This window comes from Microbacterium sp. NRRL B-14842, assembly GCF_050470785.1.
In genome coordinates, this window is the sequence record NZ_JBFLUM010000001.1 from 1,541,934 (window position 1) to 1,566,865 (window position 24,932).

At 70.9% G+C, this 24,932-nt stretch carries 26 protein-coding genes; 9 read left to right on the top strand and 17 right to left on the bottom strand.

Features of this window, described 5'->3' with window-relative positions:
- Positions 1-6 precede the first annotated feature (6 nt).
- The 3 genes from AB1285_RS07745 to AB1285_RS07755 form a co-directional block, all read right to left on the bottom strand.
- A complete protein-coding gene (locus AB1285_RS07745) occupies positions 7-516 on the bottom strand; it encodes an RNA polymerase sigma factor (protein WP_292797633.1) in 510 nt (169 codons plus the stop codon).
- Positions 513-1,115, bottom strand: coding sequence for a hypothetical protein (locus AB1285_RS07750; protein ID WP_292797630.1), 603 nt, complete (start codon positions 1,113-1,115; stop codon positions 513-515). Before AB1285_RS07750 ends, AB1285_RS07745 begins: the two co-directional genes overlap by 4 nt.
- A 64-nt stretch (positions 1,116-1,179) precedes the next feature.
- On the bottom strand, positions 1,180-1,767 hold the full coding sequence (locus AB1285_RS07755) for a TetR/AcrR family transcriptional regulator (RefSeq protein ID WP_292797627.1): 588 nt from the start codon (positions 1,765-1,767) through the stop codon (positions 1,180-1,182).
- 87 nt (positions 1,768-1,854) lie between these two features.
- Between AB1285_RS07755 and lipB the strand changes: the two genes are divergently transcribed.
- On the top strand, positions 1,855-2,505 hold the full coding sequence (gene lipB, locus AB1285_RS07760) for a lipoyl(octanoyl) transferase LipB (protein ID WP_292797624.1): 651 nt from the start codon (positions 1,855-1,857) through the stop codon (positions 2,503-2,505).
- Positions 2,502-3,491, top strand: coding sequence for a lipoyl synthase (gene lipA, locus AB1285_RS07765; RefSeq protein ID WP_259951656.1), 990 nt, complete (start codon positions 2,502-2,504; stop codon positions 3,489-3,491). The genes lipB and lipA overlap by 4 nt, the downstream gene beginning before the upstream one ends.
- Positions 3,492-3,501: 10 nt before the next feature.
- Here lipA and AB1285_RS07770 read toward each other — a convergent pair whose 3' ends face one another.
- Together AB1285_RS07770 and ftsY are read right to left on the bottom strand one after the other, a co-directional pair.
- Positions 3,502-4,002 carry a DUF2004 domain-containing protein gene (locus AB1285_RS07770; protein WP_060922216.1) on the bottom strand — a complete coding sequence of 167 codons (501 nt, stop codon included), beginning with the start codon at positions 4,000-4,002 and terminating at the stop codon, positions 3,502-3,504.
- A gap of 43 nt (positions 4,003-4,045) precedes the next feature.
- Positions 4,046-4,918 (bottom strand): signal recognition particle-docking protein FtsY, encoded by an 873-nt coding sequence (gene ftsY, locus AB1285_RS07775; RefSeq protein ID WP_025103328.1) that lies wholly within the window; start codon positions 4,916-4,918, stop codon positions 4,046-4,048.
- A 28-nt stretch (positions 4,919-4,946) separates the two neighbouring features.
- Here ftsY and AB1285_RS07780 point away from each other — a divergent pair, with 28 nt between their 5' ends.
- The gene (locus AB1285_RS07780) at positions 4,947-5,624 is read left to right on the top strand and encodes an alpha/beta hydrolase (RefSeq protein ID WP_292797619.1); all 678 of its coding nucleotides are present in this window, start codon (positions 4,947-4,949) and stop codon (positions 5,622-5,624) included.
- A gap of 124 nt (positions 5,625-5,748) precedes the next feature.
- On the opposite strand, the gene smc is transcribed toward AB1285_RS07780, so the two are convergent.
- Positions 5,749-9,294, bottom strand: a complete 3,546-nt coding sequence (gene smc, locus AB1285_RS07785; RefSeq protein ID WP_292797616.1) for a chromosome segregation protein SMC — start codon at positions 9,292-9,294, stop codon at positions 5,749-5,751.
- Between the two features lie 524 nt (positions 9,295-9,818).
- Between smc and AB1285_RS07790 the strand changes: the two genes are divergently transcribed.
- The 4 genes from AB1285_RS07790 to AB1285_RS07805 all read left to right on the top strand — a co-directional run bounded on the left by AB1285_RS07790 (position 9,819) and on the right by AB1285_RS07805 (position 13,393).
- Positions 9,819-10,097, top strand: a complete 279-nt coding sequence (locus tag AB1285_RS07790) for a hypothetical protein (protein WP_370429112.1) — start codon at positions 9,819-9,821, stop codon at positions 10,095-10,097.
- 105 nt (positions 10,098-10,202) lie between these two features.
- A complete protein-coding gene (locus AB1285_RS07795; RefSeq protein ID WP_292797612.1) occupies positions 10,203-11,282 on the top strand; it encodes a GNAT family N-acetyltransferase in 1,080 nt (359 codons plus the stop codon).
- Positions 11,283-11,381: 99 nt separating this feature from the next.
- Positions 11,382-12,077, top strand: a complete 696-nt coding sequence (locus AB1285_RS07800; RefSeq protein ID WP_187663968.1) for an ABC transporter ATP-binding protein — start codon at positions 11,382-11,384, stop codon at positions 12,075-12,077.
- Entirely contained in the window at positions 12,074-13,393 is a 1,320-nt protein-coding gene (locus tag AB1285_RS07805; protein WP_292797610.1) for an FtsX-like permease family protein, read from the top strand. Before AB1285_RS07800 ends, AB1285_RS07805 begins: the two co-directional genes overlap by 4 nt.
- A 31-nt stretch (positions 13,394-13,424) precedes the next feature.
- Here AB1285_RS07805 and mutM read toward each other — a convergent pair whose 3' ends face one another.
- The 6 genes from mutM to AB1285_RS07835 form a co-directional block, all read right to left on the bottom strand.
- On the bottom strand, positions 13,425-14,288 hold the full coding sequence (gene mutM, locus AB1285_RS07810) for a bifunctional DNA-formamidopyrimidine glycosylase/DNA-(apurinic or apyrimidinic site) lyase (RefSeq protein ID WP_187663966.1): 864 nt from the start codon (positions 14,286-14,288) through the stop codon (positions 13,425-13,427).
- Positions 14,281-14,973 carry a ribonuclease III gene (gene rnc, locus AB1285_RS07815; RefSeq protein WP_060923098.1) on the bottom strand — a complete coding sequence of 231 codons (693 nt, stop codon included), beginning with the start codon at positions 14,971-14,973 and terminating at the stop codon, positions 14,281-14,283. The genes mutM and rnc overlap by 8 nt, the downstream gene beginning before the upstream one ends.
- Positions 14,974-14,983: 10 nt before the next feature.
- Positions 14,984-15,193 (bottom strand): 50S ribosomal protein L32, encoded by a 210-nt coding sequence (gene rpmF / locus AB1285_RS07820; protein WP_013586329.1) that lies wholly within the window; start codon positions 15,191-15,193, stop codon positions 14,984-14,986.
- Positions 15,194-15,195: 2 nt separating this feature from the next.
- Positions 15,196-15,690: a YceD family protein gene (locus tag AB1285_RS07825; protein ID WP_025103319.1), complete on the bottom strand. Its 495-nt coding sequence runs from the start codon at positions 15,688-15,690 to the stop codon at positions 15,196-15,198.
- Between the two features lie 129 nt (positions 15,691-15,819).
- Positions 15,820-16,317: a pantetheine-phosphate adenylyltransferase gene (gene coaD, locus AB1285_RS07830; protein WP_187663965.1), complete on the bottom strand. Its 498-nt coding sequence runs from the start codon at positions 16,315-16,317 to the stop codon at positions 15,820-15,822.
- A gap of 31 nt (positions 16,318-16,348) precedes the next feature.
- A complete protein-coding gene (locus AB1285_RS07835) occupies positions 16,349-18,523 on the bottom strand; it encodes an ATP-dependent DNA helicase RecG (protein WP_187663964.1) in 2,175 nt (724 codons plus the stop codon).
- A 60-nt stretch (positions 18,524-18,583) separates the two neighbouring features.
- Here AB1285_RS07835 and rsmD point away from each other — a divergent pair, with 60 nt between their 5' ends.
- On the top strand, positions 18,584-19,198 hold the full coding sequence (rsmD, locus tag AB1285_RS07840) for a 16S rRNA (guanine(966)-N(2))-methyltransferase RsmD (protein WP_259951674.1): 615 nt from the start codon (positions 18,584-18,586) through the stop codon (positions 19,196-19,198).
- Here the strand turns inward: rsmD and thiL are convergent.
- A complete protein-coding gene (gene thiL / locus AB1285_RS07845; RefSeq protein WP_187663962.1) occupies positions 19,168-20,163 on the bottom strand; it encodes a thiamine-phosphate kinase in 996 nt (331 codons plus the stop codon). The two genes, rsmD and thiL, sit on opposite strands and share 31 nt — an antisense overlap.
- A 23-nt stretch (positions 20,164-20,186) precedes the next feature.
- Here thiL and AB1285_RS07850 point away from each other — a divergent pair, with 23 nt between their 5' ends.
- Positions 20,187-20,669 (top strand): DUF3515 family protein, encoded by a 483-nt coding sequence (locus tag AB1285_RS07850; protein WP_292795527.1) that lies wholly within the window; start codon positions 20,187-20,189, stop codon positions 20,667-20,669.
- Between the two features lie 22 nt (positions 20,670-20,691).
- Here AB1285_RS07850 and AB1285_RS07855 read toward each other — a convergent pair whose 3' ends face one another.
- From AB1285_RS07855 to murA, 4 genes are read right to left on the bottom strand one after another with little or no spacing between them, the layout of a single operon-like run.
- Positions 20,692-21,774: a D-alanine--D-alanine ligase family protein gene (locus AB1285_RS07855; RefSeq protein ID WP_292795524.1), complete on the bottom strand. Its 1,083-nt coding sequence runs from the start codon at positions 21,772-21,774 to the stop codon at positions 20,692-20,694.
- Positions 21,674-22,813, bottom strand: coding sequence for an NAD(P)H-dependent glycerol-3-phosphate dehydrogenase (locus tag AB1285_RS07860; RefSeq protein ID WP_292795521.1), 1,140 nt, complete (start codon positions 22,811-22,813; stop codon positions 21,674-21,676). The genes AB1285_RS07855 and AB1285_RS07860 overlap by 101 nt, the downstream gene beginning before the upstream one ends.
- A complete protein-coding gene (locus AB1285_RS07865) occupies positions 22,803-23,558 on the bottom strand; it encodes a lysophospholipid acyltransferase family protein (RefSeq protein ID WP_187663958.1) in 756 nt (251 codons plus the stop codon). The genes AB1285_RS07860 and AB1285_RS07865 overlap by 11 nt, the downstream gene beginning before the upstream one ends.
- Positions 23,559-23,563: 5 nt before the next feature.
- Positions 23,564-24,931: a UDP-N-acetylglucosamine 1-carboxyvinyltransferase gene (gene murA, locus AB1285_RS07870; RefSeq protein ID WP_280569504.1), complete on the bottom strand. Its 1,368-nt coding sequence runs from the start codon at positions 24,929-24,931 to the stop codon at positions 23,564-23,566.
- Between the last annotated feature and the right edge of the window lies 1 nt (position 24,932).

A 24,932-nucleotide genomic window follows, 5' to 3' on the forward strand; every position in this document is an offset into this window, starting at 1 on the left:
ACGATTCTACGCGAGCGGAGCCTCCACGCTCAGCGCGGCACGGAGCAGTGTCTTGGCCCGCTGGTGACGCCCCCGGACCGTGGACGCGGGGACCCCGAGCAGTGCGGCCGCATCGGTCAGGCTGAATCCGTCCCAGTGCACCAGGCGGATGACCTCCGCGAGGTCGGGATCCAGGCGGGCGATGGCGTCGCGCACCTCCGCGCCCCCGTCCGCCGGCGGTGCCTGCAGCCGGGATCCCTCTCCCTCTCCCCGCACCCGTTCGTGCAGGGCGCGCCGACGCCTCTCACCGCGGGCGTGGTTGAGCAGGCTCTTGCGAGCGACTCCGAACAGCCACATCCGCGCCCGTTCGGGGTCGTCGGGCAGATGCCGGACGCGCCGCCAGGCGACGACCATCGTCTCGCCGAGCAGGTCGCCGGCGTCATCCGCCCCGACCCGACGAGCGAGGTAGGCCAGGAGATCCGGGGCGCACGCCTCGAACGCGCCGATCAGCGCCGCGTCGTCGGCACGGCTGCTCACTCGCCGCTCCAGGCTTCGTCGTCGCAATGCACCTGGGAGTGGGAGTCGGCTCCGGGGATCGGACCGAACCCGTGCTCCTCGAGTTCGGCGTGGAGCGCCTCGTTCAACGCGCCCTCATGAGCCATCCAGGCGCGGGTGTCCGCCGCATTCTGATCCGTCGTCGGAACACCCGCGGCCTCGTCGCCGTGCTCGAGCATCCGCAGTTGGCCGTCCACGTAGGGCGCGGCCTCCGCCTCCACATCCGCCGAGGCGAACCATTGATCGATCACACGATCGACATCGGCCTGGATCAGCGGGTTGTGCGTGTCCAGGCGGCTGAAGCGGATCTCGCACTCTCCCCAGGTCGGCGCGGTGAACCGGTAGCTCCGCGCGGGATCCTCGAGGCCGTCGCCCCAGAGCCAGTCGGAGGAGGCGGTGGCCACCCCGGCGCCGCCCACCAGGACCACCGCCGTGACCGCGGCGATCACACCGCGCGACCGGAGGCGGGGCCGAGCGCGCCCACGGGACGCGTCGATCATCGCCCGCAGCTCGTGTCCAGCGACGGCGGGGGTGGGCGGCGCCGAGCCGTCCAGCAGGTCGTCCAGCGGATCCGTGGTCATGGTGTCCTCCTCGTCAGGGATGCCTTCATCACTGACGTGTCCGGCCGACACCGATCCGTCCGCGTCACTCCCCCCAGGGCAGATCGTGCACGCGGGCGAGCGCCTCGCGGAGCACGGACTCCGGTGTGCCGCGGCCTGCCCCCTCCTCGGCCCAGACGCGCAGGGCGGACAGGACGGCGGCCGCCTGCGCCGCTCCCAGCACGTCCGCACGCATCACATCGATACCCGCCGCGCACGCCGCACGGGAGACCGCGGCGGCGAGGCGGGCCAGACGGACACCCGTCTCCCGCACCAGCTCCACCTCGAGCGCCATGGCCTCCGCGTTCCGCAGCGCCAACGCCAACGGATCCGGGGCGAAATCGTCCACGATCCCCTGCAGGATCCCGCGCACCCGCGCCCCCGTGGCCTCGCGGCCGAGGTCGTCCAGCGCGGCGATCGCGACGCCGATGCGCTCGTCGATGCCGGACCACAGCACGTCGCTCTTCGACGTGAAGTAGTTGAAGAAGCTCGACCGGCTGACCCCCGCCCGCTGGGTGATGTCGGCGATGGAGGTGGCCTCGTACCCGCGCTCCAGGAAGAGCTCGCAGGCGGCCTCGGCGAGGGTCTCGCGCGAGGAAGCCTTCGGGCGGCCGGCGCGACCAGTCCGGTTCATGACTTCACGGTACCGCGCGGGACGCCGCGGCCCGGACGAGGATGTATTGTTGGACGCAATCCATGTATTCGAGGGAAGGGACGACGCATGCTCGACATCCTCACTCCCGGCTTCATGCCGACCCCCGTCCCCTATGAAGAGGGCTGGGCCCTGCAGCGCCGCGTGCACGCGGACGTGGTCTCCGGCGCCCGCCCGGACACCCTCATCCTGCTCGAGCACGCGGCCGTGTACACCGCGGGGAAGCGCACGGAGGATCACGAGCGCCCCCAGGACGGGACCCCGGTCATCGACGTCGACCGGGGCGGGAAGATCACCTGGCACGGGCCGGGGCAACTCGTCGGCTACCCGATCTTCCGGCTGCCGGAGCCGATGGACGTGGTCGCGCACGTGCGGCGTCTGGAGCGGATCCTCATCGAGGTGCTGCGCCCGTTCGGGGTCGACGGTCGCCAGGTCGAGGGGCGGAGCGGGGTGTGGGTGCGTCGACCGTTGTCGGAGGACAAGGTGGCCGCGATCGGCGTGCGCGTGCAGCAGGGCGTCACCATGCACGGCTTCGCCATCAACTGCGACAACAGCCTCGCGCCCTTCCGCGACATCATCCCCTGCGGCATCACCGACGCCGGCGTGACCACGGTGAGCGAGGTGTCCGGCCGCGTGGTCGGCCCGCTCGACCTCGTCGACGCCGTGCAGGACGCCTTCCGCACCGCCCACGCACCCGACCTGACAGGAGTCCCGGCATGACCGCCGCACCCGAGGGGCGCAAGCTCCTCCGCCTCGAGATCCGCAACGCCGAGACCCCGATCGAGCGCAAGCCCGAGTGGATCAAGACCAAGGCCAAGATGGGACCGGAGTACTCGGCGCTGCATTCCCTCGTGAAGAGCGAGGACCTGCACACGGTGTGCCAGGAGGCCGGCTGCCCGAACATCTACGAGTGCTGGGAAGACCGCGAGGCGACCTTCCTCATCGGCGGGTCGCAGTGCACGCGCCGCTGCGACTTCTGCCAGATCGACACCGGCAAGCCCGCGGACTACGACACCGACGAGCCACGACGCGTCGCCGAGAGCGTGCAGCGGATGAACCTCCGCTACGCGACCGTGACGAGCGTGGCCCGCGACGATCTCCCCGACACCGGAGCCTGGCTCAATGCCGAGACGGTGCGGAAGATTCACGAGCTCAACCCGAACACCGGAGTGGAGCTGCTGGCGAACGAGCACAACGCCGACCCCGCCTTCCTCGGCCAGATCTTCGATGCACGCCCCGAGGTGTTCGCGCACAACGTGGAGACCGTGCCCCGCATCTTCAAGCGCATCCGCCCCGCGTTCCGCTACGAGCGCTCGCTGAACGTGCTCACGCAGGCTCGCGATGCCGGACTCATCACGAAGTCGAACCTCATCCTCGGCATGGGCGAGGAGCCGGAGGAGGTCGTCCAGGCGCTGCAGGACCTCCACGACGCCGGCTGCGACATCATCACCATCACCCAGTACCTCCGCCCGACGCCGCGGCACCTTCCGGTCTCCCGGTGGGTGAAGCCCGCCGAGTTCGTCGAGTTCAAGGAGGAGGCGGAGCGGATCGGCTTCCTCGGGGTGCTCGCCGGTCCTCTCGTGCGCTCCTCGTACCGCGCCGGGCGGCTCTGGGCGCAGTCGATGAGCTCGAAGGGACGGGAGATCCCCGCTCATCTCGCGCACATCGCGGACAGCGCCGACCTCGGGTTCGCGCAGGCCGTCTGACGGGCGGCGGTCAGTCGGCGCTCATCACCGACTGCACGCTGCCGTCGGAACCGAGGTTCACGAGCAGCACGTCGTCGGTGGCGCTGTCATCGAGCGCGTACTCCAGGACGGCGAACGGCTCGGAGCCACCGTGCTCGTCGGCGAGGATCGTCATGCTCATCAGGCGCAGCGACCGGATGATGTCCACGGCCGCGTCCCCGGACACGTCGATGAGGACGTCGGGGAGGTCGTCGCCGAACACCTCCTGCTGCTGAAGGATGTACTCGGTCACCTCACTCGTGCGGTCGTCCACCTCGGCGAGCATTCCGCGGCGCGCGGTCGCGTCCACGTTCTCCAGACCGGCGATGAGTCCGGCGGCGATGTCGAGGGCGTCGGCGGAGACGTCGTCCTGGTCCGGAGCCGTCAGGTCCACGGTCACGCTCTGGTCGCCGAGCTCGACCGTCTCCGACCAGAAGATCGAGCCGTCGGGGCCCGACGACAGCAGTCCGAAGTAGTCGTGTTCGATCGCCATAACGCTATGAAACCAGCCTGGTGCTCGGGGCGGAAGCCCTGTGTCAGCCGACCAGCGCCTGCACGAACACGTGCGGCGTGAAACCGGTCAGATCGTCGATGCCCTCGCCCTGTCCGAGGAGTTTGACCGGGATGCCCGTCCGCTCCTGCACGGCGAGCACGAAGCCGCCCTTGGCCGAGCCGTCGAGCTTGGTGAGCACGAGCCCCGTCACGCCCGCGTGCTGCAGGAAGGTCTCCGCCTGCATCACCCCGTTCTGTCCCGTCGTGGCGTCGAGGACGAGGAGCACCTCGCTGATCGGGGCCTGCTTCTCGACGACGCGGCGGATCTTGCCCAGCTCGTCCATGAGACCGCCCTTGGTGTGCAGTCGCCCCGCCGTGTCGATGATCGCGATCTCCATGCCCTCGCGCTTGGCGTATTCGACGGTCTGGAAGGCGACGGAGGCCGGGTCCTGCCCCTCCTGCTGCGGGCGGACGATCGCCGCTCCCCCGCGCTGGGCCCAGGTGGCGAGCTGGTCGACGGCGGCCGCACGGAAGGTGTCGGCAGCCCCCACCACCACGCTCCGCTGGTAGCCGCGAAGGAACTTCGTGAACTTCCCGATCGTCGTCGTCTTGCCCACGCCGTTCACACCCACGACGAGGACCACGGCGGGCCGCTCGGTGAGCTTCAGAGTGGTGTCGAACTTCGCGAAGTGCTCCTCCAGGGTCTCCCGCAGCATGCGCTGGAGGTCCTTGGGGTCGGTGGTGCGGTACTTCGCGACCTTGTCGCGCAGTTCTTCGACGATGCGCTCGCTGATGTCGGGGCCGAAGTCCGCCGTGATGAGCGCCGTCTCCAGGTCTTCCCACGTCGTCTCGTCGATGGTGGGCTTCACGAACATGCCGCGCAGCGCGCGACCGAGAGACCAGGACTTCTCTGCCATGCGTCCAGCCTACGGGTAGCATCCAGGGATGCACCGCGCGCCGCTCCCGCACCGGGTGTTCCTGCACGGTGCCGGCAGACGCGGCACCACCGCGTGGCCCTCGTACACGCCGGAGTCCGGGACATTCCTCAGCTTCCCTCAGGACTCGACCATCGAGGGTCAGGCCGACGCCCTCGTCGAGGGAGAGCGTGACCGGACGCCGCTCGTGTTCGCGCACTCGATCGGCGCGGTGACCGCCGTCCGCGCCATCGCCGACGGCCTGCGGGTGTCCGGCCTCGTCCTCGTCGAGCCCGCCCTGTACGACATCGCCCGCGGTGAAGCTCCGATCGAGCGGCATATCGCGGTGGTGACGGAGGCACGGGCGAGGGTGACGCAGGGCGACCTCTTCGGCTTCTGGTCCATCCTGCGCCCGCTCATGTTCGGAGGCCCGTCCACCCGGGAGCGCTGGGAGGACGAGCGCGCGGTCGCGCAGCGGTGGGCGACCACGGACCTCCCCTGGGGTCACGGCATCCGGGAGCGTTGTCTCGCCGGCGTGCCGACCCTCGTGGTCACCGGCGGATGGAACGAGGAGTACGAGATCATCGCCAGCAGGCTCGTCGACGTCGGAGCCGACCACATGATGCTCCCCGGCTACGCTCACCGCCCGCAGGACCATCCCGACTTCCCGACTGTGATCACGGGCTTCGAACGCTCCCTCGCGATCTGACCCGGCCCCGTCCGTCCGGTCACAGCTTCGGAGACCGCGGGCGACACGCCGGATCCGACCATCGACACGCCGGATGAGGGCCACGATCTCCGAAGCTGTGCCCGCCGAGGGAGGGCGGCAGGACTCAGACGGCGGCGGCGGCGCGGTCGCCGACGCGCTGACCCACCACGGCCGAGACGCCATCCTGACGCATCGACACGCCGTAGAGCGCGTCGGCGATCTCCATCGTCCGCTTCTGGTGCGTGATGACGAGGAGCTGGGAGCTCTCCCGCAGCTGCTCGAAGACGGTGAGGAGCCGGCCCAGGTTCGCGTCATCGAGGGCGGCCTCGACCTCGTCGAGGATGTAGAACGGGCTGGGACGCGCCTTGAAGATCGCCACCAGGAGCGCCACCGCGGCCAGCGACCGCTCCCCGCCGGACAGCAGCGACAGCCGCTCGATCTTCTTCCCGACGGGGCGGACCGAGACCTCGATCCCCGTCGTCAGCATGTTGTCCGGATCGGTCAGCGAGATGCTGCCGGTGCCGCCGGGGAACAGCAGCGGGAAGACCTGGCCGAAGGCCTCCTTGGTGTCCTCGAACGCGCTGGCGAGGATCGTCTGCATGCGCTCGTCGAGGTCGGCGATGATGGTCAGCAGATCCTGCCGGGTCTGCGTCAGGTCCGTGAGCTGCGTGGTGAGGAACGCGTGACGCTGCTCCAGGGCGGCGAACTCCTCCAGCGCCAGCGGGTTGACCCGCCCGAGCTGCGCGAGCTTCCGCTCCGCGTCCGCGAGACGCCGCTGCTGGATGCGGCGGTCGAACGGGATCGCGGTGTCGTCGAGCAGCTCGCCATCGGCCGGCTCCGCCCCGGGATCCCGCGGCACGAGCTGGTCCGGCCCATACTCGGCGACGAGCACGTCCTCGTCGAGCGCGAGTTCCGAGGACACGCGCTCCAACAGGCTGTTCAGGTGGAGCTTCTTCTCGTGGATCTGCAGTTCCAGGCCGTGAACGCTCTCCGTGAGCCCGGCCAGACGCTCCCGCAGCGACGACTCCTGGGCGCGCAGCGCGACGAGCTCCTCGTTCTGCGCCGACCGGGCGGCTTCCGCCTCCGCGAGTGCCACGCGGGCTTCGGTGACGGAGCGGTCGAGGGAGTCGAGGATGCGCGGCAGCTCGTCCACGACTCCGGATGCCGCCTCGCGCTGCGCCCGGCGGATGACGGCGCGTCGGGCGGCCTCTGCCGCGGCGTCCCGCTCCTGCTCGCGCTGCCGCTCCAACGCGGTCACCCGGGACTGCGCCGCCCGGACCCGCTCCCGCAGGGTCTCGACCTCCAGACGAGCCCGGACCTCGCCCTCGCGGGCGCTCTCCAGTGCCTCCAACAGACCGTCGCGCGCCGAGGCGTCGAGCACCGGACGCGGCGCGGCGACCGCGGCATCGAGCTCCGCCTTCGCCGCCTCCGCCTTCGCCTCCGCGTCGGCCACGGCGGCCTGCGCCTGGGCGAGTCCGGTCTCCAGGCGATCGCATTCGGCGACAGCGGCCTCGTGACGCACGGTCACCTTGTTGAGCTGCTCCGCGTGCGTCGCGAGGGCGGCGTCGTGCTCGCGCAACGCGCGCAGCGCGTCCTTCGCCTGACGCCGCGTCTCCTCCACGGCCTCGTCGGCGTCGATACGCGCCTCGCGGAGGGAGTCGACGACGACCTGGATCTCGGTGAGCCGCTCGGTCGCGGCGTCCCGCTCCGCCGCGAGTTCGAGGCGCGAACGCTCCCCTCCGGAACCCGTGCGCAGGGTCTGCGCGGTGATGACGTCGCCGCCGGTGGTCACGATCGTGGTCGAGGTGTCGCCTCTCGCGTCGAGAACGCGCCGCGCGGCACGCGCCGCATCGAGGTCGTCGGCGATGAGAACGTGCGCCAGGATGCCGAGGATCCCGTCCGGCGCGGTCACCGTCTCCGTCGCGGCGATCACGCCGTCGACGGCCGGGGGTGTCGGCTGCTCCCTCGGGGCATCGGCGACCACGAAGTCGACCACGCCCCGGCGGCGCTCTGCGGCCTCCGCCGCGAGGATGAACGCATCCTCCGCGGAACCGACCAGCACACCCTCGGCCAGCGGACCGAGGACGGCCGCGATCGCGGCTTCGTATCCCGCCCGCACCTGCACGGCATCACCGACGAGACCGCGGACCCCTGGACCCCCCTCGGCGACGATCTCGGCGGCGCCTCCCGACAGCGACAGGGCACTGCTCAGGGCGGCGGCCTTCGCGGTGAGGGCGTCGACCTCGCGCTCGGCGGCATGCAGCCGTTCGCGCAGGCTCTCCCGTTCCGCCTCCGCCGCCGTCGCCGCACGCTGAGCGCTCTCGTAGGCCGCGGCGTACTCGACGGCCGTGCCCTCGGGGGCCTCGGCGTCGTCGATCGCCTCCAGGGCTTCTTCGGCCTCTCGTCGCCGGGCGTGCGCGGCTTCGAGGGCGTTCTCCTGGCGGAGCACGGCGCCGCGGACGGCGGCCAGGGCCGATGCCGCCGCATCGGCGTTCCCGCGGAGCGAGGACAGTCGCATGTCGTACTCGGAGACGAGCGCGCTCTGCTCCGCGATGTCCACGTCGAGCGTGTCGAGCTCGGCGCGGGCGTTCACGACCTCGCGACTCGCCGCAGCCGCGGCGTCCTGCGCATCGCCGAGGCCGGACGAGATCGTCTCGATGTCCTCCTTTGCCTCGTCGATCGTCGCCTGTGTGACGGTCACCGCGGTCACGGCCGCGTCGTCCTCCTCGGACCCGAGAAGCGCGAGGCGCTGGTTGGCGAGCGTGTAGAGCCCGCGCACCCGCTCCTGCACCTGCTCGAGCCCGAAGGCGACGCTGCGCGCCTCGTCGACGGCGATCGAGTTCTGGTTCTTCTCCAGCCGAGCGATCCCGGCGCGCACGGTCTCGGCCTGGTCGGACAGCACCAGGCGCTCGGTGTGCCGCTCCTGCTCGGTCCGGGTGTGGTCGGCGAGGGCTGTGCGCAGCGCAACGACGTCGTCGGCGAACAGTCGGGCCTTGGCATCGCGGACGACGGCGGCGATGGTCTGCGCCTCGCGCGCGATCTCGGCCTGGCGGCCGAGCGGCTTGAGCTGGCGGCGGATCTCCCCCGCGAGATCGCTCAGACGCGTGAGGTTGGCCTCCATCGCGTCGAGCTTGCGCAGCGTCTTCTCCTTGCGCCGACGGTGCTTGAGGATGCCCGCCGCCTCCTCGATGAAGCCGCGTCGATCCTCCGGCGAGGCCTGGAGCACCGTGTCGAGCCGTCCTTGACCCACGATGACGTGCATCTCGCGGCCGAGGCCGGAGTCGCTGAGCAGCTCTTGCACATCGAGGAGACGGCAGCCCTCCCCATTGATCGCGTATTCGCTGGAGCCGTTGCGGAACAGCGTGCGGCTGATGGTCACCTCGGCGTATTCGATGGGCAGCGCGCCGTCCGCATTGTCGATGGTGAGCTGCACCTCGGCACGCCCGAGGGGGCCGCGGGTCGACGTGCCGGCGAAGATGACGTCCTCCATCTTCCCGCCGCGGAGCGTCTTCGCTCCCTGCTCCCCCATCACCCAGGCGAGGGCGTCGACGACGTTGGACTTGCCGGAGCCGTTCGGTCCGACGATGCACGTGACGCCGGGCTCGAACACGAAGGTCGTCGGCTGTGCGAACGACTTGAACCCCTTGAGCGTCAGGCTCTTCAGGTGCATGGGGCGACCGCTCGTCCGGGGAGATTCACGCCGCTACGCTACCGGAATCCCGCGGAACGGCCGGTATCCCGCGCGGTCGTCACGGACCCCGGCTCGATCGCGACACGCCGGTGCTAGCACGAAATGCTTGACGATCTCCTGTGAGTTTCGCTACGGTGGCCTCCGGATCGCCACACGAAAGGAGGTTACCGATGATGATCACTCAGCACACCGCAGAGGTCTTTGGCCTCGCCGCGCCTGCGCACTCTGCGCCGCGCCACGCGGCATCGGTGACCGCCGGCGTCCGTCACGGCTCGCTCGGCTAGAACCGCAGCCTGGGAACGCAGACCCGATCCGGGTCTTCTCCCGCCTGTTCTGTCGCGTCCCACCCTCTGATCCCCTCGGATCATGGATCCCCGCCTCCGGCCTCCGCATTCCGCGGCTCCACAGGCGCGCTCTCGTCCGCACCCGTCGCGGCCGACGACTCGGTCCTGACGTGGTGCTTCCGCACCCCATCCATCCCTTTCGAAGGAACCATCGTGAACATGGCGCTGTCACGCAGCACCACCCATCCGCCCGATACCGAGGACCGCGAGGTCCTCCAGATCCCCCGCGACGACGAGCTGCGTCAGCTCGGCATCGCGGACCGCCTCTCGCTCCGGATCGGCCTCTGGCTGTTCCAGCGGGCGCAGCGGCCCCGGCGTCCGCGCCGGTCGTGGACCGTCGATCCCGGCGACCTGTTCCTCGTCGGAGAGCAGCGTCACCGCTCGGCTGCGGAGGCGCACGCCCTCCTCATGTTCGACATGCAGCGCGGAATGCGCTGACAGACGATGACGACCGCATCGACGCCGACCCGGCGTCCGTCCGTACAGCTGCGGACGGACGCCGGGTCACCCGGCACCTCCTCCCTCCGACACGAAGGACCCGACATGACGACCGCCGCACTGACGATCACGCCGCTGATCGTCCCGGCCACCCTCGCCGATGCGAACGCCGCGGACTTCCGCGCCTACGGCGCCCTCAATCGACAGATCTGCGACGAGCAGGTCGGCCTCCCCGACCTCGCCCCGGACGCCGCGCAGATGCTGCCCAACTGGCAGGACGACTCCGATGCGCTGGACCTCGGATTCGTGGCGCGCGAGGGGGACGACATCATCGGCATGGTGACGGTGTCCTTCGCACAGGAGGAGGACGCACACGCCGCCGAGCTCGACCTCCTCGTCCCGGCCGCCCACACCGGGCGTGGTGTCGAGGACGCGCTGCTCGACCGCGCCGAGACCGAGGCCAGGGAGCGCGGCCGGAGCGTCCTGCAGATCTGGACCCTCCACCGCCCCGAGGAGGCCGACCGCATGCTCCAGCCGCGCACGGGATGGGGGCGCATCCCGGCGACACCGCTGAGCGACGTCGTCGAAGCCCGCGGCTTCACGCTGGAGCAGGTGGAGCGCAACAGCGAGCTCGACCTGCGTGCCGACCCGGAGCCCCTGCGCCGCGCGTTGGACGCGGCGCTCGCGGTCGCGGGATCGGACTACCGCGTGGTCGAATGGGAGCTGCCCACCCCGCCGGAGTTCCGCGACGGATACGCCGCGGTGCTTGCCCGACTGTCGACCGACGCCCCCAGTGGCGACATGGACTTCGTCGCCGAGGTCTACGACGCCGATCGGGTCGTCCGCCGCGATGCTCGTCTCACGGGCGCCGGCCAGACGGTGTCCGTGGTCGCCGTGGAGCATGTCCCGTCCGGCACCCTCGTCGCGTACAACGAGCTGCTGATCGGTGCGGAGAAGACCGGGACCACCCACCAGTTCGGGACGCTGGTCGCCAAGGACCACCGCGGCCATCGCCTCGGAACGATCGTGAAGTGCGCCAACCTCCTGCGGTGGCGGGAGCTCGTCCCGGATTCGGACGCGGTCTCCACGTTCAACGCCGAGGAGAACCGGCCGATGCTCGACATCAACGAGGCGATCGGCTTCGTTCCCGTGTCGTACGCGGGCGCGTGGCAGAAGAAGATCTGAGGACGAGCGGCAGCCGTCATCCTCCCGGATGACGGCTACCGCTCAGCTTCATCCGCCTGACCGACGACACCGGCACAGGTCTCCGGCGAGGCTGGGAACATGAACACTCCCGTGATCGAAGCCCACGCCCTCGTGAAGACCTACGGCGTCACACACGCCCTCGCCGGAGTCGACCTCACCGTGCACCGCGGCGAGTCCGTCGCCATCATGGGAGCGTCGGGGTCGGGCAAGACCACGCTCCTGCACGTGCTGGCGGGCATCACCGCCCCGGACAGTGGGCGCGTGGTCTTCCACCCGTCCACCGGAACGCCCATCGAGGTGACCGCGCTCGGCGAGGCGGCGCGCTCCCGGCTGCGTCGCGAGCGATTCGGGTTCGTCTTCCAGCAGGGACTGCTGATCCCCGAGCTGACGGCAGTGGAGAACGTCGCCCTCGCCTCGATGATCAACGGCGTCGCGAAGAAGGACGCACTCCCCCACGCGGCGTCGTGGCTCGCGGCACTGGGGCTCGGCGGCATGGAGGAACGGCGCATCGGCGAGCTGTCGGGAGGACAGGCCCAGCGCGTGGCCATCGCCAGAGCCCAGGCCACGGGTGCGGACCTCGTCTTCGCCGACGAGCCGACCGGCGCCCTGGACTCGCACACCTCCGCCGAGGTCATGGACGCGCTCCTGTGGTCCACGACCGGACAGGGCCGCACCCTCATCGTCGTCACGCACGACGCCGACGTCGCCGCCCGCTGCACCCGCACGGTCGCTGTCCGGGACGGCCGCATCCTCGGTTCGGCGGTGAACGCGTGAACCTCTCCGTCCTCGGCCTGCTCCTGCGTCCCACTCCCGGACAGCGGAGCGTCCTCGCGCTCCCGATCGTCGCCTTCGCGGTCGTCACGACCCTCGTCCTCACCGTCGTCGGCGGGGCCCAGGCCTTCTGGACCTGGACCGACGACGAGGCCGTCCTGTACCAGGCGCTCGCCGCCATCGCCCTGGTCCTCCTGGTCGTGCCGCTGGCCTCGCTCGGCGGCGCCGCCGCCCGCTTGTCCGCCCGACGCCGCGACGAACGTCTCTCCACTCTGCGTCTGCTCGGGGTGACTCCGGGCGGGGTGACGACGGCGACCGTCGTCGAGTCCGTCCTCGTCGCCGCCACCGGCGCGATCATCGGTGTCGGCGGCCATCTGGCCCTGAGCCCGCTCATCGGTCTGATCCCGTTCCGTGGCGAGCCGCTCGGCCTGCCTGCGGTCGTGCTCCCTCCGGTGATGATCGCCGCTGTCGTGGCCGGCGTGCTCGTGCTCGCCGCCGGAAGTGCCGTCGTGGGGCTGCGCCGCGTCGTCATCTCGCCACTCGGAGTCCGAACGCGCACGGCGCCGACGAACGTGCACTGGGTCCGGGCCGTCATCGCGGTGGTGGGCATCGCCTTCGCGTTCGTGCTCGTCAAGGTCTTCCCGATGATCGGCGGGATCGTGGCGACGATCGCGGTGCTCGCGGCGACGTTCGCGCTCGCCCTCACGGTCCTGAACGTGCTCGGCCCATGGGTGCTGAAGGTGTCGGCGGGACGTCAGCTTCGGCGGGCGGAGCGTCCCGAACGGCTGCTGGCCGCACGCCTCGTGCTCGACGCTCCGAAGGCGGCCTGGCGTCAGGTCGGCGGCATCGCGATGGCGAGCTTCATGGCCGTCTTCGCCGGCACCGGCGTCGCCCTCCTCGACACGATCGGGGCCGGTGACGATCCCTCCAGCATCGCGCTCGCGGAGGACATCCGCACCGGGCTCATCATCACCCTCGTCGGCTCGTTCCTCATGGTTGCCGCCTCCGTCGGTGTGAATCAGGCCTCGGACGTGCTCGACAAGAGCGACCTGCACCGGAGCCTGCACCACCTGGGTATGCCCGTCGAGACCGTGGACCGCGCGCGCCGTCGCGCGATCATGTCGCCGCTGCTCGTCACGGCGGTGGGATCCGCGCTGTGCGCTGCGGTGCTCGTGTTCCCGCTGGTGGGGATCGCGCTGATCGTCGCGCCCCTCTCGCTGATGACGATCGCGACCGTCGTCGCCGTCGGCATCGGAGTCGTGTGGGCGAGCACCTGGGCGACCCGCCCGCTGCTGGATCGTGCTTTCGCTCCGGCGTGAGGCGGTGGCGGGCCGGGGATACCGGCCCGGGTCAGCGCCTCCGCTGGCAGCGCGGGCAGAAGTGCGAGGAGCGGTTCATGAAGGCGGCACGGGTGATCGGCGTGCCGCAGCGCGGGCAGGGCTTCCCCCCGCGACCGTAGGCGTTCAGCGAGTGCGCGAAGTAGCCGGCCTGCCCGTTGACGTTGACGTACTGGGCATCGAAGCTCGTGCCGCCCTCGGCGAGAGCCTTCTGCAGGACCGACCGCACCTCGGCGAGCAGGCGATTCACCGCCCGGGTCGGCAGGGCGTCGGCCGGTGTCTCCGGATGGATGCGGGCCGCCCACAGCGACTCGTCGGCGTAGATGTTGCCGATGCCGCTCACGACACCCTGGTCCAGCAGCACCCGCTTGATCGCGCTGTGCCGCCGGGCGAGGGCGGCCCGGAAGACCGCGTCGTCGAAGAACGGGTCGAGCGGGTCGCGTGCGATGTGCGCGACCTGTGTCGGGATGCGGGAGGGGCCGTCGGGGACGAGGGCGTCGACGGCCAGCGATCCGAAGGTGCGCTGATCGGCGAACACGATCGCGAGCTCGCCGTGTCGCGGGTGCTCGATACTCAGACGGATCCGCTCGTGCCGCTCGGATGGAGCGTCCGGCGCGCGGAGCAGCATCTGGCCGCTCATGCCAAGATGCGCGATCAGAGCGGAGTCGTCGGAATCGAGCGGCAACCAGAGGAACTTGCCCCGCCGCGCGGCCGCGGTGAAGCGGCGACCCTCCAGACGCTGGACGAAGTCCGCGGCTCCGGCAGTGTGCCGGGTGAGCGCGCGTTCGTCGAAGACGCTGACGCCGGTGATGACGGCGTCCACCGCGGCCGGGGCGAGGCCCGAGCGGACGACCTCGACCTCGGGGAGCTCAGGCACGTTCGCTGAGGGTGCGCCAGGCGCTGAGTGCCGCCGCCATCTCCGCCGTCTTCTTGCTGCTGCCGGCACCCGTCATGCGAACGTCGCCGACGGCCACGGTCGCGGTGAAGCGCCGGTCGTGGTCGGGGCCGCTGGCCTCGACCGAGTACTGCGGCGGCGTGGCGCCGAGGCGTGCCGCGAGCTCCTGCAGGCTGGTCTTCGGGTCCATCGCCGCGCCGTACCGCTCGGGATCGGCGAGCAACGGCTCGGTCAGACGCAGGACGAGCGCCGTCGCGGCCTCGGGCCCGGCGGACAGGTAGGTGGCGCCGATGACGGCCTCCATGGTGTCCGCGAGGATCGAGTCCTTGTCGCGACCACCGGTCTGCTCCTCACCGCGTCCGAGCAGCAGGTGACTGCCCAGATCGATGCCGCGAGCGACCTCCGCCAGGGCGACCGTCGACACGACGCTCGCCCGACGCTTCGCCAGCTCCCCCTCGTCGAGCTCGGGGTGCCGTGTGAACAGCATGACCGTGACGGCCTGCCCCAGCACCGAGTCGCCGAGGAACTCGAGACGCTCGTTGTGCGGGATGCCGCCGTGCTCGTACGCGTAGGAGCGGTGGGTGAGGGCCAACTCCAGAAGCTCCGCGTCGATATCGACGCGGAGCTTGTCTGGGAGAGGCCTCGTCCCCCCGGGGACCTCCGTCACGGTTCGCGACTCAGACGTCGGCGACCTTGCGGCCCTTGTACTCGAGGAAGAGCTCGGTGCCCTGCGAGTCGGTGACGACCTTCGCCTGGTGCGGACGGCTGTAGACGACCTTGCCGTTCTCGATGGTCTTGACGAGCGCGGGGGCCTCCGCCTTCCACTGCGCGCGGCGCGAGCGGGTGTTCGAACGGGAGACCTTGCGCTTCGGGGGGTTACCAGCCATGACTAGCTCTCTTCTTTCTCGGCGGCACCGCGTTCTGCCGTGCCGTCCTGGTCTGTGATCTGCTGGAGCGCGCTCCACCGAGGATCGATGGGAGCGGCCTGCTCCGTTCCGGTGCTCTCGGTCAGCCTCTCGCCTGTGACCGGGTCGAGCCCGAGGCAATCCGGCTGACACACCGGCTGAAAAGGAAGGGCCAAAACGGCCGCATCCCTGACGAGAGTTTCAAGATCCACGTGGTCGTCTTGAACCTCGAAGTCAGTTTCTTCCTCACCAGGATACGCGAAAAGCTCCTGGAACTCGACTTCGACGGGCCGGGCGATGTCGGTGAGGCATCGACCGCACACGCCGACGTACTCGCCCTCCGCCTCTCCGGTGACGAGGATGCCCTCGTGGACGGACTCCAGGCGCACGTCGAGATCGAGCTCCGAGCCCGCTTCGAAGGAGACGATCCCCTCCCCCCACTGCTCCGTCAGGGGCACCGAGAAGGAGTGCTCGCGCATCTCCCCCGGGCGCCGGACGATGTCACGGACGGGGAGGACGAAAGGGCTGTTGAGTCGGGAACGCACCCCGCCATGCTACCCGGGTCACCGGAGAGGAGGGCCGGGAGACCGCCGGGAGCGGGACGCGGATCAGATCCCGCGCGCGCCGGTGTCGAGGAACGAGGCGACCGCCGGCGGCACGAACGGCGACACGTCTCCACCGAGGCTCGCGACCTGCCGCACCAGGGAGCTCGAGACCATCGCATGCGCGGGGTCGGGGAGCAGGAAGACGGTCTCGATGTCGGCGAGGTGCCGGTTGACGATCGCCATCGGCGACTCGTACGCCACGTCGACCTGCGAGCGGATCCCCTTCACGAGCACGCCGGCGTTCACATCGCGCGCGTAGTCGACGAGCAGACCCATGCTCCAGGACCCGATGACGATGTCGCCCGCCATGCCGTCCTCGGCGATCGAGCGCTCCAGGAGTGCCAGCCGCTGCGCGATCGGCAGCATCGCCTCTTTGCCCGGGTTGTGCACGACGAGCACGTGCAGCTCGTCGTAGAGGGCGGCCGCACGCCGGATCACGTCGAGGTGACCCAGGGTCGGCGGATCGAAGGAACCCGGGACGACGGCGATCCGGCTGCTCATGGCATCCAGCCTAGGGCACCCGGAACGGCGATCAGTTCTTCGCGAGCGCCGCGCGATCCTCGTCGGTGACGCGCCGTCCGATGGCCTCCCGGAGCCCGGGATGCGCCGCCAGCTCGGGGTCGATGGCGAGGATGTCCTCCGCGAGCTCGCGAGCCCGGGTGATGAGGGCGGCATCCTTGACGACGCGCAGCAGTTTGAGGGACGACCGCACCCCGGCCTGTGCCGCGCCGAGCACGTCGCCCTCGCCGCGGAGTTCGAGGTCGACCTCGGCCAGCGCGAAGCCGTCGAGCGTGGCGGCGACCGCATCGACCCGCTCGCGGGCCACGGATCCCGCCTCGGCCTCGGTGACGAGAAGACAGAGTCCCGGGACGCCGCCTCGCCCCACCCGACCGCGGAGCTGGTGCAGCTGGGAGACCCCGAAGCGGTCCGCGTCCAGCACGATCATCGTCGAGGCGTTGGGGACGTCCACGCCCACCTCGATCACGGTCGTCGCGAGGAGGAGGTCGATCTCCCCGCGAGCGAAGGCCTGCATGACGGCGTCCTTCTCCTCGGAGGGCATCTTCCCGTGGAGCACCGCCCGCCGGAGCCCGCCGAGGGTCGGATGGGTGGCCAAGGCCTCGTCGAGCTGGACCACGCCCCAGCGGGGGCCCTTGCCGCCCTCGGGGGCGAGCAGCGCCTGCTCCCCCGCCTCGGCCGTCTTCGCTGCGGTGTCGATGGCCGCGCAGACGGCGAACACCTGCCGGCCCTGCGCGATCTCCTCCGCTGCCCGTTCCCACACCCGGTTGAACCAGCCGGGATGCTCGGCCAACGGCGCGACGTACGACTCGATGCCGGCGCGGCCGGCCGGCATCGTGCGGATGACCGAGGTGTCGAGGTCGCCGAAGACCGTCATCGCGACCGTCCGCGGGATGGGCGTCGCGGTGAGGACGAGCGCGTGCGGGCTGGATCCCTTCGCACGCAGCGCCTCCCGCTGCTCGACCCCGAACCGATGCTGCTCGTCGACCACGACCAGCCCGAGGTCGGCGAACGTGGTCTTCTCCCCGAGGAGCGCATGGGTGCCGACCACGATCAGCGCCTGGCCGGAGGCGACGCGCAGCGCGGCCTTGCGACGGTCGGCAGCCGGCATCTGCCCGGTGAGCAGGGTCGGCATCAGCAGGGGGGCGAGCTGCGGACCGAGCATCTTCGTGATCGAACGCAGATGCTGCCCCGCGAGGACCTCCGTCGGCGCGATCAGAGCCGCCTGTCCCCCGCTCTCGGCGACCTGCAGCATCGCCCGCAGGGCCACCAGCGTCTTTCCCGAACCGACCTCGCCCTGCACCAGTCGGTTCATCGGCCAGGAGCCGACGAGGTCGTCTGCGATCTGCGCACCGACCGTCTCCTGGTCGGGCGTGAGCGTATAGGGCAGGGCGGCGTCGAAGCGTTCCAGGAGGCCGCCTGGGGTCGCCGGCCGCGAGGTGGCGGCCAGAGCCCGCACCGCGTCACGCTGCTGGAGCAGGGCCGTCTGCAGGGTCAGCGCCTCGTGCATGCGCAATGTGCGCACCGCGGGATCGATGTCGTTGCGGGAGCGCGGGCGGTGGATCGCCTCCAGCGCCTCCCGCGCCGTCAGCAGCTCCTCGCGGGTGCGGATCTCCGGGGTCAGCGGGTCCGGCACGGTCGGGAGGTCGTCCAGGACACGACCGACGAGCCGGGCGATCTGCCACGTCTGGATCGCGGAGGTGGCCGGGTAGATCGGGATCGGCACGGCTGCCCTGGCATCGGCACGCCGCCGCGCCGCGTCCTCGTCGTCGAACAGTTCGTACTCCGGGTGGGCGAACTGGGTCATCCCGTTGAATTCGCCGACCTTGCCGGAGAACACGCCACGGCGTCCGACCGCCAGATCCTTGGAGCGCCATTCCGCTGCGCCGACGTTCTTCGCGAAGAAGGTCAACGACATGCGACCGACGCCGTCGCCGATAACGACGTCGACCATGGCTCCCGGCCGGTTGCGCATCCGACGGAAGCTCGACGAGAGGACCTCCGCGACGATGGTGACGGTCTCTCCGATGGGGAGGTCGCGGATGGGGGTGAGCTCGCCGGGGTCGGCGTACCGACGCGGATAGTGCGCGAGCAGATCGCCGACGGTCTTCATGCCGAAGGCGCGGTCGAGCGTCTTGGCCGACGCCGCACCGAGGGCCTCCTCCAGCGAGGATTCGAGCGTGAGCGACATGCTCCGAGTCTAGGGAACCGCACGGACACGACCGCCCGCGCCCTGTCGTATCGTGAACGGGTGACGAGGATCATCGCCGGAACGGCACGCGGCACCCGGCTCGACGTCCCCGGTGCCGGGACACGGCCGACGAGCGATCGCGTGCGCGAGTCGCTGTTCGGCGCCCTGGAGTCGCTCGACGCGATCGCGGGTGCCAGGGTGCTCGACCTCTACGCGGGCTCCGGCGCGCTCGGGCTCGAGGCCCTGAGCCGCGGCGCCCGAAGCGCCGACCTCGTGGAGCGCAACCGGCAGGCGGCAGCCGTCGTACGCCGCAACGTCGCGGCAGTGACGAAGGCATCCGGCGCCGCGTCCGCGAAGGTCCAGGAGGCGACCGTCCGGGCGTTCCTCGGCCGAGCGTCCGGGTCGTACGACCTCGTGTTCACGGATCCGCCGTACGACATCGACGACGAGGCGATGGACGGTGACCTGGCCGCCCTCGCTCCGCTGCTCAGCGACGACGCCGTCGTGGTCGTCGAGCGTGCCCGCCGTTCCCCGACCCCCGACTTCACGGCGGCCGGGCTCCGCGTGTTCCGGGAGAAGACCTACGGCGACACCACCCTCTGGTGGGCCGAGCCGGACCGCGACGAGCCGGCGTCCGCGGCCGTTCAGCCGGAGACGGAATCCCAGTCCCGGTAGGGATCCCAGCCGCTCACATCCACAGGACGGTCGTCGCAGAGCAGGTCCTCGTCGCCGCGCGACCGCACGACACCGATCGCGCGGAACCCCGGCGGCAGCACGCCGTCCGGGAACGTCGCGAGCAGCGCATGGTCCTCACCGCCCGCGAGCGCCCGCTCCGGGTTCGCACCGAGCGCCGCGCCGTCCAGCGCGAGGGTGACGCCGGAGGCCTCCGCAAGGCGACGCGCATCGAGGGCGAGGCCGTCCGAGACGTCCATCATCGCGGTCGCGCCGGCGGCCGCCGCGGCGACGCCGAGGCCGATGGGCGGGGATGGTCGCAGCTGCGCGGCGACCGCGGCGCTCTCCCCCGCCGCGAGGGCCGGAGGATCGACCGGCACCGGCGTCTCGCCGTCCCGGAAGCGTCCGAACAGCACCGCCAGTCCGTGCGCGGCATGGCCCAGCTCCCCCGCCACGGCGACGACGTCGCCCGGTCGCGCCCCCGCCCTGGTCACCGGAGGGCGGCCTTCGAGGTCGCCCAGTGCCGTCACGGCGACCGTGAGCACCTCGGACACCGTGAGGTCGCCGCCGACGACCGCGCACCCGGGGGCGAGCGCCGCGCAGGCCTCGCGGAAGCCGTCAGCCAGGCGCTCCACGAAGGACAACCGGAGCTCACGCGGCACGGCGAGAGCCACGAGCAGGGCGGTGGGACGCGCGCCCATGGCGGCGATGTCGGCGAGGTTGACCGCCGCCGCCTTCCACCCGAGGTCGTAGCCGCTCGTCCAGGCGAGGCGGAAGTCCGGCCCGTGCACGAGGGTGTCGGTCGTCGCGACGACGGAGGCGGAGGGAGCCGCGATGACGGCGGCGTCGTCACCCGGCCCGAGGAGCGTGTGCGCGGCGGGCGCGGTGCGCTGGAGGATGGCGCGGAGGATGCGGCCCTCCGAGAGATCTCCCAGGCGCGGATCGTCGGAGTCGGGTCGGGAGGGCATGTCGTCAAAGGTAGCCTGGATGCATGCTTCGTTCCCGCCGCCTCGCTGCCGTCGCGGGGTCGATCGCCCTCGCCGCCGGACTCGCCGGATGCTCCACCACCGTGCACCTCGAGCCTGCGGAGGACGCGGACGACCCGGCCTGCGCGAACGTCTCCGTGCTCCTGCCGGACACCGTCGGCGGCTACGAGCGGGTGTGGACCGACGCGCAGGCGACAGGCGCGTGGGGCGATCCCACGGTCGTCCTGCGCTGCGGCGTGGAGCCCCCCGCCCCGTCCGACCTCGTCTGCACCACCCTCGGTGGCGTCGACTGGTTGGTCCTGGAGCAGGAAGACGAGCGCCAGCGCCTCGTCACCTACGGTCGGGAGCCGGCCATCGAGGTCATCATCCGCCGCGGCGAGCAGGTCGACTTCCAGTCGATCGTCGACAGCCTCTCGTCGAACATCCAGTCCGGACTCGCACCGGCCACCGCGCAGTGCACGGACCGGGTGGAGTTCCCCGCGAGCTGAGCGCCCGCAGGGAACGCCGATGTCAGCGGCGCAGACCCGCCTCGACCAGTTCGGTGATGAGATCGCCGTAGCTCAGCCCTGAGGCGACCCAGCACTTCGGGAACATCGAGATGGGCGTGAATCCGGGCATGGTGTTGAGCTCGTTGACGACGAGCTCGCCGTCCGGGGTGAGGAACATGTCGACGCGGGCGAGGCCACGACCGTCCACCGCCTGGAAGGCACGCACGCCGGCCTCCTGGACAGCCGCCACCTCCGCCTCGCTCAGCTCCGCGGGGCACACCACATCGACGCCGTCGCCACCGAGGTACTTGCCCTCGAAGTCGTAGAAGCCGCGGTCGGTCAGCACGATCTCCCCCGGAAGGGAGGCGCGGACGCCGTCGGCGGTCTCCAGGACCGCGACCTCGATCTCCCTCCCGGTGATCCCGGCCTCGATGAGGACCTTGTCGTCCTCGGCGAAGGCGATGGCGAGGGCGGCATCGAGCTCCTCCGGAGCCGTGACCTTCGAGACGCCGACGCTCGATCCGGCGCGCGCCGGCTTGACGAAGACGGGCAGGCCGAGCTCGACGGCACGGCGGCGCACGACCGCAGGGTCGACGTCCCACTCGCGGCGGCGCACGGTCACGCCCGGTGCCACCGAGATGCCGGCGGCCCGCAGCGCGATCTTCATGAAGTGCTTGTCCATGCACAGCGCCGAGTCGAGCACGCCGCCGCCGGCATAGGGGACCTCGAGCGTGTCGAAGTAGCCCTGGATGGTGCCGTCCTCGCCGTGGGGTCCGTGCAGGATCGGCAGGACCACGTCGATCTCGCCCAGCCCCTCGGTCGCGCCGCCCGGGTGCACGACGCGCAGGGTGCGGTCGCCGCCGGGCTCCGGCCAGAGCACCCGGGTGCCGTTGTCCACGACCTCGGGCAGGTGCGCGGCGTCCAGCGGGAACTTCGCCGGATCGTCGTCCTCCAGGACGAAGGCGCCCTCGCGGGTGATCCCCACCGGGATCACGGCATACCGGTCACGATCGATCGCGCCCAGCACTCCCCCCGCCGTGGCGGAACTGATCGAATGCTCGCTGGAGCGCCCTCCGAAGAGCACCACCACCGTCTGCTTGTCCATGGTTGGTCCTCTCCCCCTGCGGGGTGTCGTCGTCCGTCGTCAGATGCGGGGCGATGTCCCGGGGATCCATCTTGCCGTCGAGCACCATCTTCACCTGCTCCACGATCGGCATGTGCACATCGGCTTCGCGGGCGAGCTGCAGCACGGGGGCGACCGAGGCCAGACCCTCCGCCGTCTGCTGCATCTGCTTCACCACATCCTGGAAGCTGTATCCCTGTCCGAGCAGCCGCCCGGCCGTGTTGTTGCGGCTCAGCGGCGACTGACACGTCGCGATGAGGTCGCCGAGCCCCGCCAGTCCCTGCAGGGTCTCCGGCTGGGCACCGTTCGCCACCGCGAAGTCGGTCATCTCGACGAGGCCGCGGGTGATGATCGAGGCCTTCGTGTTCTCGCCGTAGCCCACGCCGTCGACGATCCCGATGGCGACGGCGATGAGGTTCTTGAGCACCCCGCCGAACTCCGTGCCGATGACGTCGGTGTTCACGAACGTGCGGAAGTAGGAGTTGCGTGCGGCGCGGGCCACGACGTCCGCCGTCTCCTGGCTGCGCGACGAGATCACGGCCGCGGTCGGCTGCTCCCGCGCGATCTCCAGCGCGAGATTGGGACCGGAGGCGACGGCGACCCGGTCGGGATCGCACTGCAGCTCCTGCTGGATCACCTGGCTCATGCGCAGTCCGGTGCCACGCTCGACGCCCTTCATGAGGCTGACGATCTTCGCGTCGCCCGAAGCGATCAGCGGGCGCAGCGCCTTGAGGTTCTCCCGCAGCGACTGACTCGGCACGGACAGGTACACCTGGTCGACGCCCTCGAGGGCGGTCGCCAGCTCATGCGTGGCCGCCATCGTGCGGGGCAGGTTGATGCCGGGCAGGTAGCGCGAGTTGCGCTTCGCCTCATGGATCTCGTGCGCCAGCTCCGCACGGCGCGCCCACATCGTCACGTGGGCGCCGCCGTCGGCGAGGATCTTGCCGAACGTGGTGCCCCAGCTGCCGGCGCCGATCACGGCGACGCGGGGTCCGGCCGGCGCGGTTCTCTTAGGGGTCAAGGCGTCCGGTCTCCTTCTGGCCGTGGCTCGCCGGATTCCAGCGCTCCGCGGGGGCCTTCTCGCCGCGCACCTGCTCCAGCAGCGCGGTGATCGCGTTCATGAGGCGGTTGGTGGCCTCCGTCAGCGCCGCCGGCTCGCCGGCGCGACCGCGGAGGTCGGACACGTCGACGGGGTCGCCGATGATCACGGTGACGGGTTTCCGGAGCGGCCAGAGGCTCAGCCCCTTCTGGTAGCGGCCCATGATCGCCTGAGTCCCCCACTGGGCCATGGGGATGAGCGGGATGCCGTCGGCGAGGGCGAGCCGCACCGCTCCCGACTTGCCGCGCATCGGCCACATGTCGGGGTCTCGGGTGAGCGTGCCCTCCGGGTACACGATGACACCGCGACCGTGCTCCACGAGAGCCGCCGACTGGGCCATCGTCTGCTTCGCGGAGGACGCCGAGGACGTGCGCGCGACCGGGATCATCCCCGTCTTGCGCAGGAACCATCCGAGGACGGGCACCCGGAAGAGGCTCTCCTTCGCCATGAACCGCGGGGCGCGCCCGATCCGCCAGACCGCCATGGCGACGATCAGCGGATCGAACTCCGAGTAGTGGTTCGGCGCGAGGACGAATGAGCCCTCGCGCGGCAGCTTCTCCGCACCGACGATCCGGATCTTCGCGATCAGCGACACCACCGGGACGACGATCGCCGCGAGCGGCCAGAAGACGCTCGGACGCGTCTTCTCCGGAGACCGGGACGCCATCGGGCTCACCGGATGACGTCGAAGTCGGCGCCGAGCGCGTCGAGCTTGGCGAGGAACTTCTCGTATCCGCGGCTCAGGATGTCGACCCCCGACACCTTCGACTCGCCCGTGGCCGTCAGCGCCGCGATCACGTGGCTGTAGCCGCCGCGCAGATCGGGGACGACGATGTCGGCGCCGTGGAGCGGCGTCGGGCCCGTGATGACGGCGGCCTGCTCCAGGTCACGACGCGGCACGCGCCGCGGGCCGTCCTGCAGCCCGCGCGGATGCACGACGATGTCGGCGCCCATCTTGACGAGCGCCTCGGTGAAGCCCATGCGGTTCTCGTACACGGTCTCGTGCACGACGGAGCGGCCGTGCGCCTGGGTGAGCGCGACCACGAGCGGCTGCTGCCAGTCGGTCATGAAGCCGGGGTGCACGTCGGTCTCGATCACGACCGGCTTGATGTCGCCGTCGCGACGGAAGAGGATGCCGTCCTCCTGGATGTCGAACCAGCCGCCCGCCTTCCGGAAGACGTTGAGGAAGGTGAGCATCTCCTGCTGCTTCGCGCCGCCGACGAAGATCTCGCCGTCGGTGGCCAGAGCGGCCGAGGCCCACGAGGCCGCCTCGTTGCGATCGAAGATCGACCGGTGGTCGTAGCCGCGGAGCTTCTCGACGCCCTCGATGAGGATGACGCGGTTGGGCTCGTAGGAGATGATCGCGCCCATCTTCTGCAGGACGGCGATGAGGTCCATGATCTCGGGCTCGATCGCCGCGTTGCGCAGCTCGGTGATGCCCTCCGCCCGTACAGCGGTGAGGAGCACCTGCTCCGTGGCGCCGACGCTCGGGTACGGGAGGTGGATGTTGGCACCGTGCAGACGGGCCCCGCCGGTCGAGAGGCGGATGCCGCTGGGGAGCTTCTCGACGATCGCGCCGAACTTCCGCAGCGCGTCCAGGTGGAAGTCGATCGGCCGGTCGCCGATGCGGCAGCCGCCGAGGTCGGGGATGAACGCCTGGCCGAGGCGGTGCAGGAGCGGACCGCAGAACAGGATCGGGATCCGGGAGGCGCCCGCATGCGCGTCGATCTCCTCGAAGTGGGCCGACTCGACGTCGCTGGGGTCGAACACCAGGGAGCCGGGCTCGTCACCCTCCGACACGCGGACGCCGTGCACCTCGAGCAGCGAGCGCACCACGGCGACGTCGCTGATGGCCGGCACGTCGCGCAGGACGCTCGTGGTCTCCCCGAGCAGAGACGCGACCATCGCCTTGGTGGCGAGGTTCTTCGCGCCCTTGACGTCGACGCGTCCGCGCAGCGGACGGCCTCCGCGGATGGCGAGGACGTCTCCGGTCAGCGCGGGGACGTCGTCGGAGAGAGCGTCGCGCACGGGTGTCGTCATT

Bases quoted from the DNA above. Each gene is read 5' to 3' on its own strand.
- AB1285_RS07850 (WP_292795527.1), top strand. From the start codon at position 20,187: ATGCTTCGTTCCCGCCGCCTCGCTGCCGTCGCGGGGTCGATCGCCCTC.
- AB1285_RS07755 (WP_292797627.1), bottom strand. From the start codon at position 1,767: ATGAACCGGACTGGTCGCGCCGGCCGCCCGAAGGCTTCCTCGCGCGAG.
- AB1285_RS07795 (WP_292797612.1), top strand. From the start codon at position 10,203: ATGACGACCGCCGCACTGACGATCACGCCGCTGATCGTCCCGGCCACC.
- AB1285_RS07780 (WP_292797619.1), top strand. From the start codon at position 4,947: ATGCACCGCGCGCCGCTCCCGCACCGGGTGTTCCTGCACGGTGCCGGC.
- murA (WP_280569504.1), bottom strand. From the start codon at position 24,931: ATGACGACACCCGTGCGCGACGCTCTCTCCGACGACGTCCCCGCGCTG.
- AB1285_RS07800 (WP_187663968.1), top strand. From the start codon at position 11,382: ATGAACACTCCCGTGATCGAAGCCCACGCCCTCGTGAAGACCTACGGC.
- AB1285_RS07865 (WP_187663958.1), bottom strand. From the start codon at position 23,558: ATGGCGTCCCGGTCTCCGGAGAAGACGCGTCCGAGCGTCTTCTGGCCG.
- lipA (WP_259951656.1), top strand. From the start codon at position 2,502: ATGACCGCCGCACCCGAGGGGCGCAAGCTCCTCCGCCTCGAGATCCGC.
- AB1285_RS07835 (WP_187663964.1), bottom strand. From the start codon at position 18,523: ATGTCGCTCACGCTCGAATCCTCGCTGGAGGAGGCCCTCGGTGCGGCG.
- AB1285_RS07770 (WP_060922216.1), bottom strand. From the start codon at position 4,002: ATGGCGATCGAACACGACTACTTCGGACTGCTGTCGTCGGGCCCCGAC.
- rpmF (WP_013586329.1), bottom strand. From the start codon at position 15,193: ATGGCTGGTAACCCCCCGAAGCGCAAGGTCTCCCGTTCGAACACCCGC.
- AB1285_RS07790 (WP_370429112.1), top strand. From the start codon at position 9,819: ATGGCGCTGTCACGCAGCACCACCCATCCGCCCGATACCGAGGACCGC.
- AB1285_RS07825 (WP_025103319.1), bottom strand. From the start codon at position 15,690: ATGCGCGAGCACTCCTTCTCGGTGCCCCTGACGGAGCAGTGGGGGGAG.
- smc (WP_292797616.1), bottom strand. From the start codon at position 9,294: ATGCACCTGAAGAGCCTGACGCTCAAGGGGTTCAAGTCGTTCGCACAG.
- ftsY (WP_025103328.1), bottom strand. From the start codon at position 4,918: ATGGCAGAGAAGTCCTGGTCTCTCGGTCGCGCGCTGCGCGGCATGTTC.
- AB1285_RS07750 (WP_292797630.1), bottom strand. From the start codon at position 1,115: ATGACCACGGATCCGCTGGACGACCTGCTGGACGGCTCGGCGCCGCCC.
- thiL (WP_187663962.1), bottom strand. From the start codon at position 20,163: ATGCCCTCCCGACCCGACTCCGACGATCCGCGCCTGGGAGATCTCTCG.
- lipB (WP_292797624.1), top strand. From the start codon at position 1,855: ATGCTCGACATCCTCACTCCCGGCTTCATGCCGACCCCCGTCCCCTAT.
- coaD (WP_187663965.1), bottom strand. From the start codon at position 16,317: ATGAGCAGCCGGATCGCCGTCGTCCCGGGTTCCTTCGATCCGCCGACC.
- AB1285_RS07855 (WP_292795524.1), bottom strand. From the start codon at position 21,774: ATGGACAAGCAGACGGTGGTGGTGCTCTTCGGAGGGCGCTCCAGCGAG.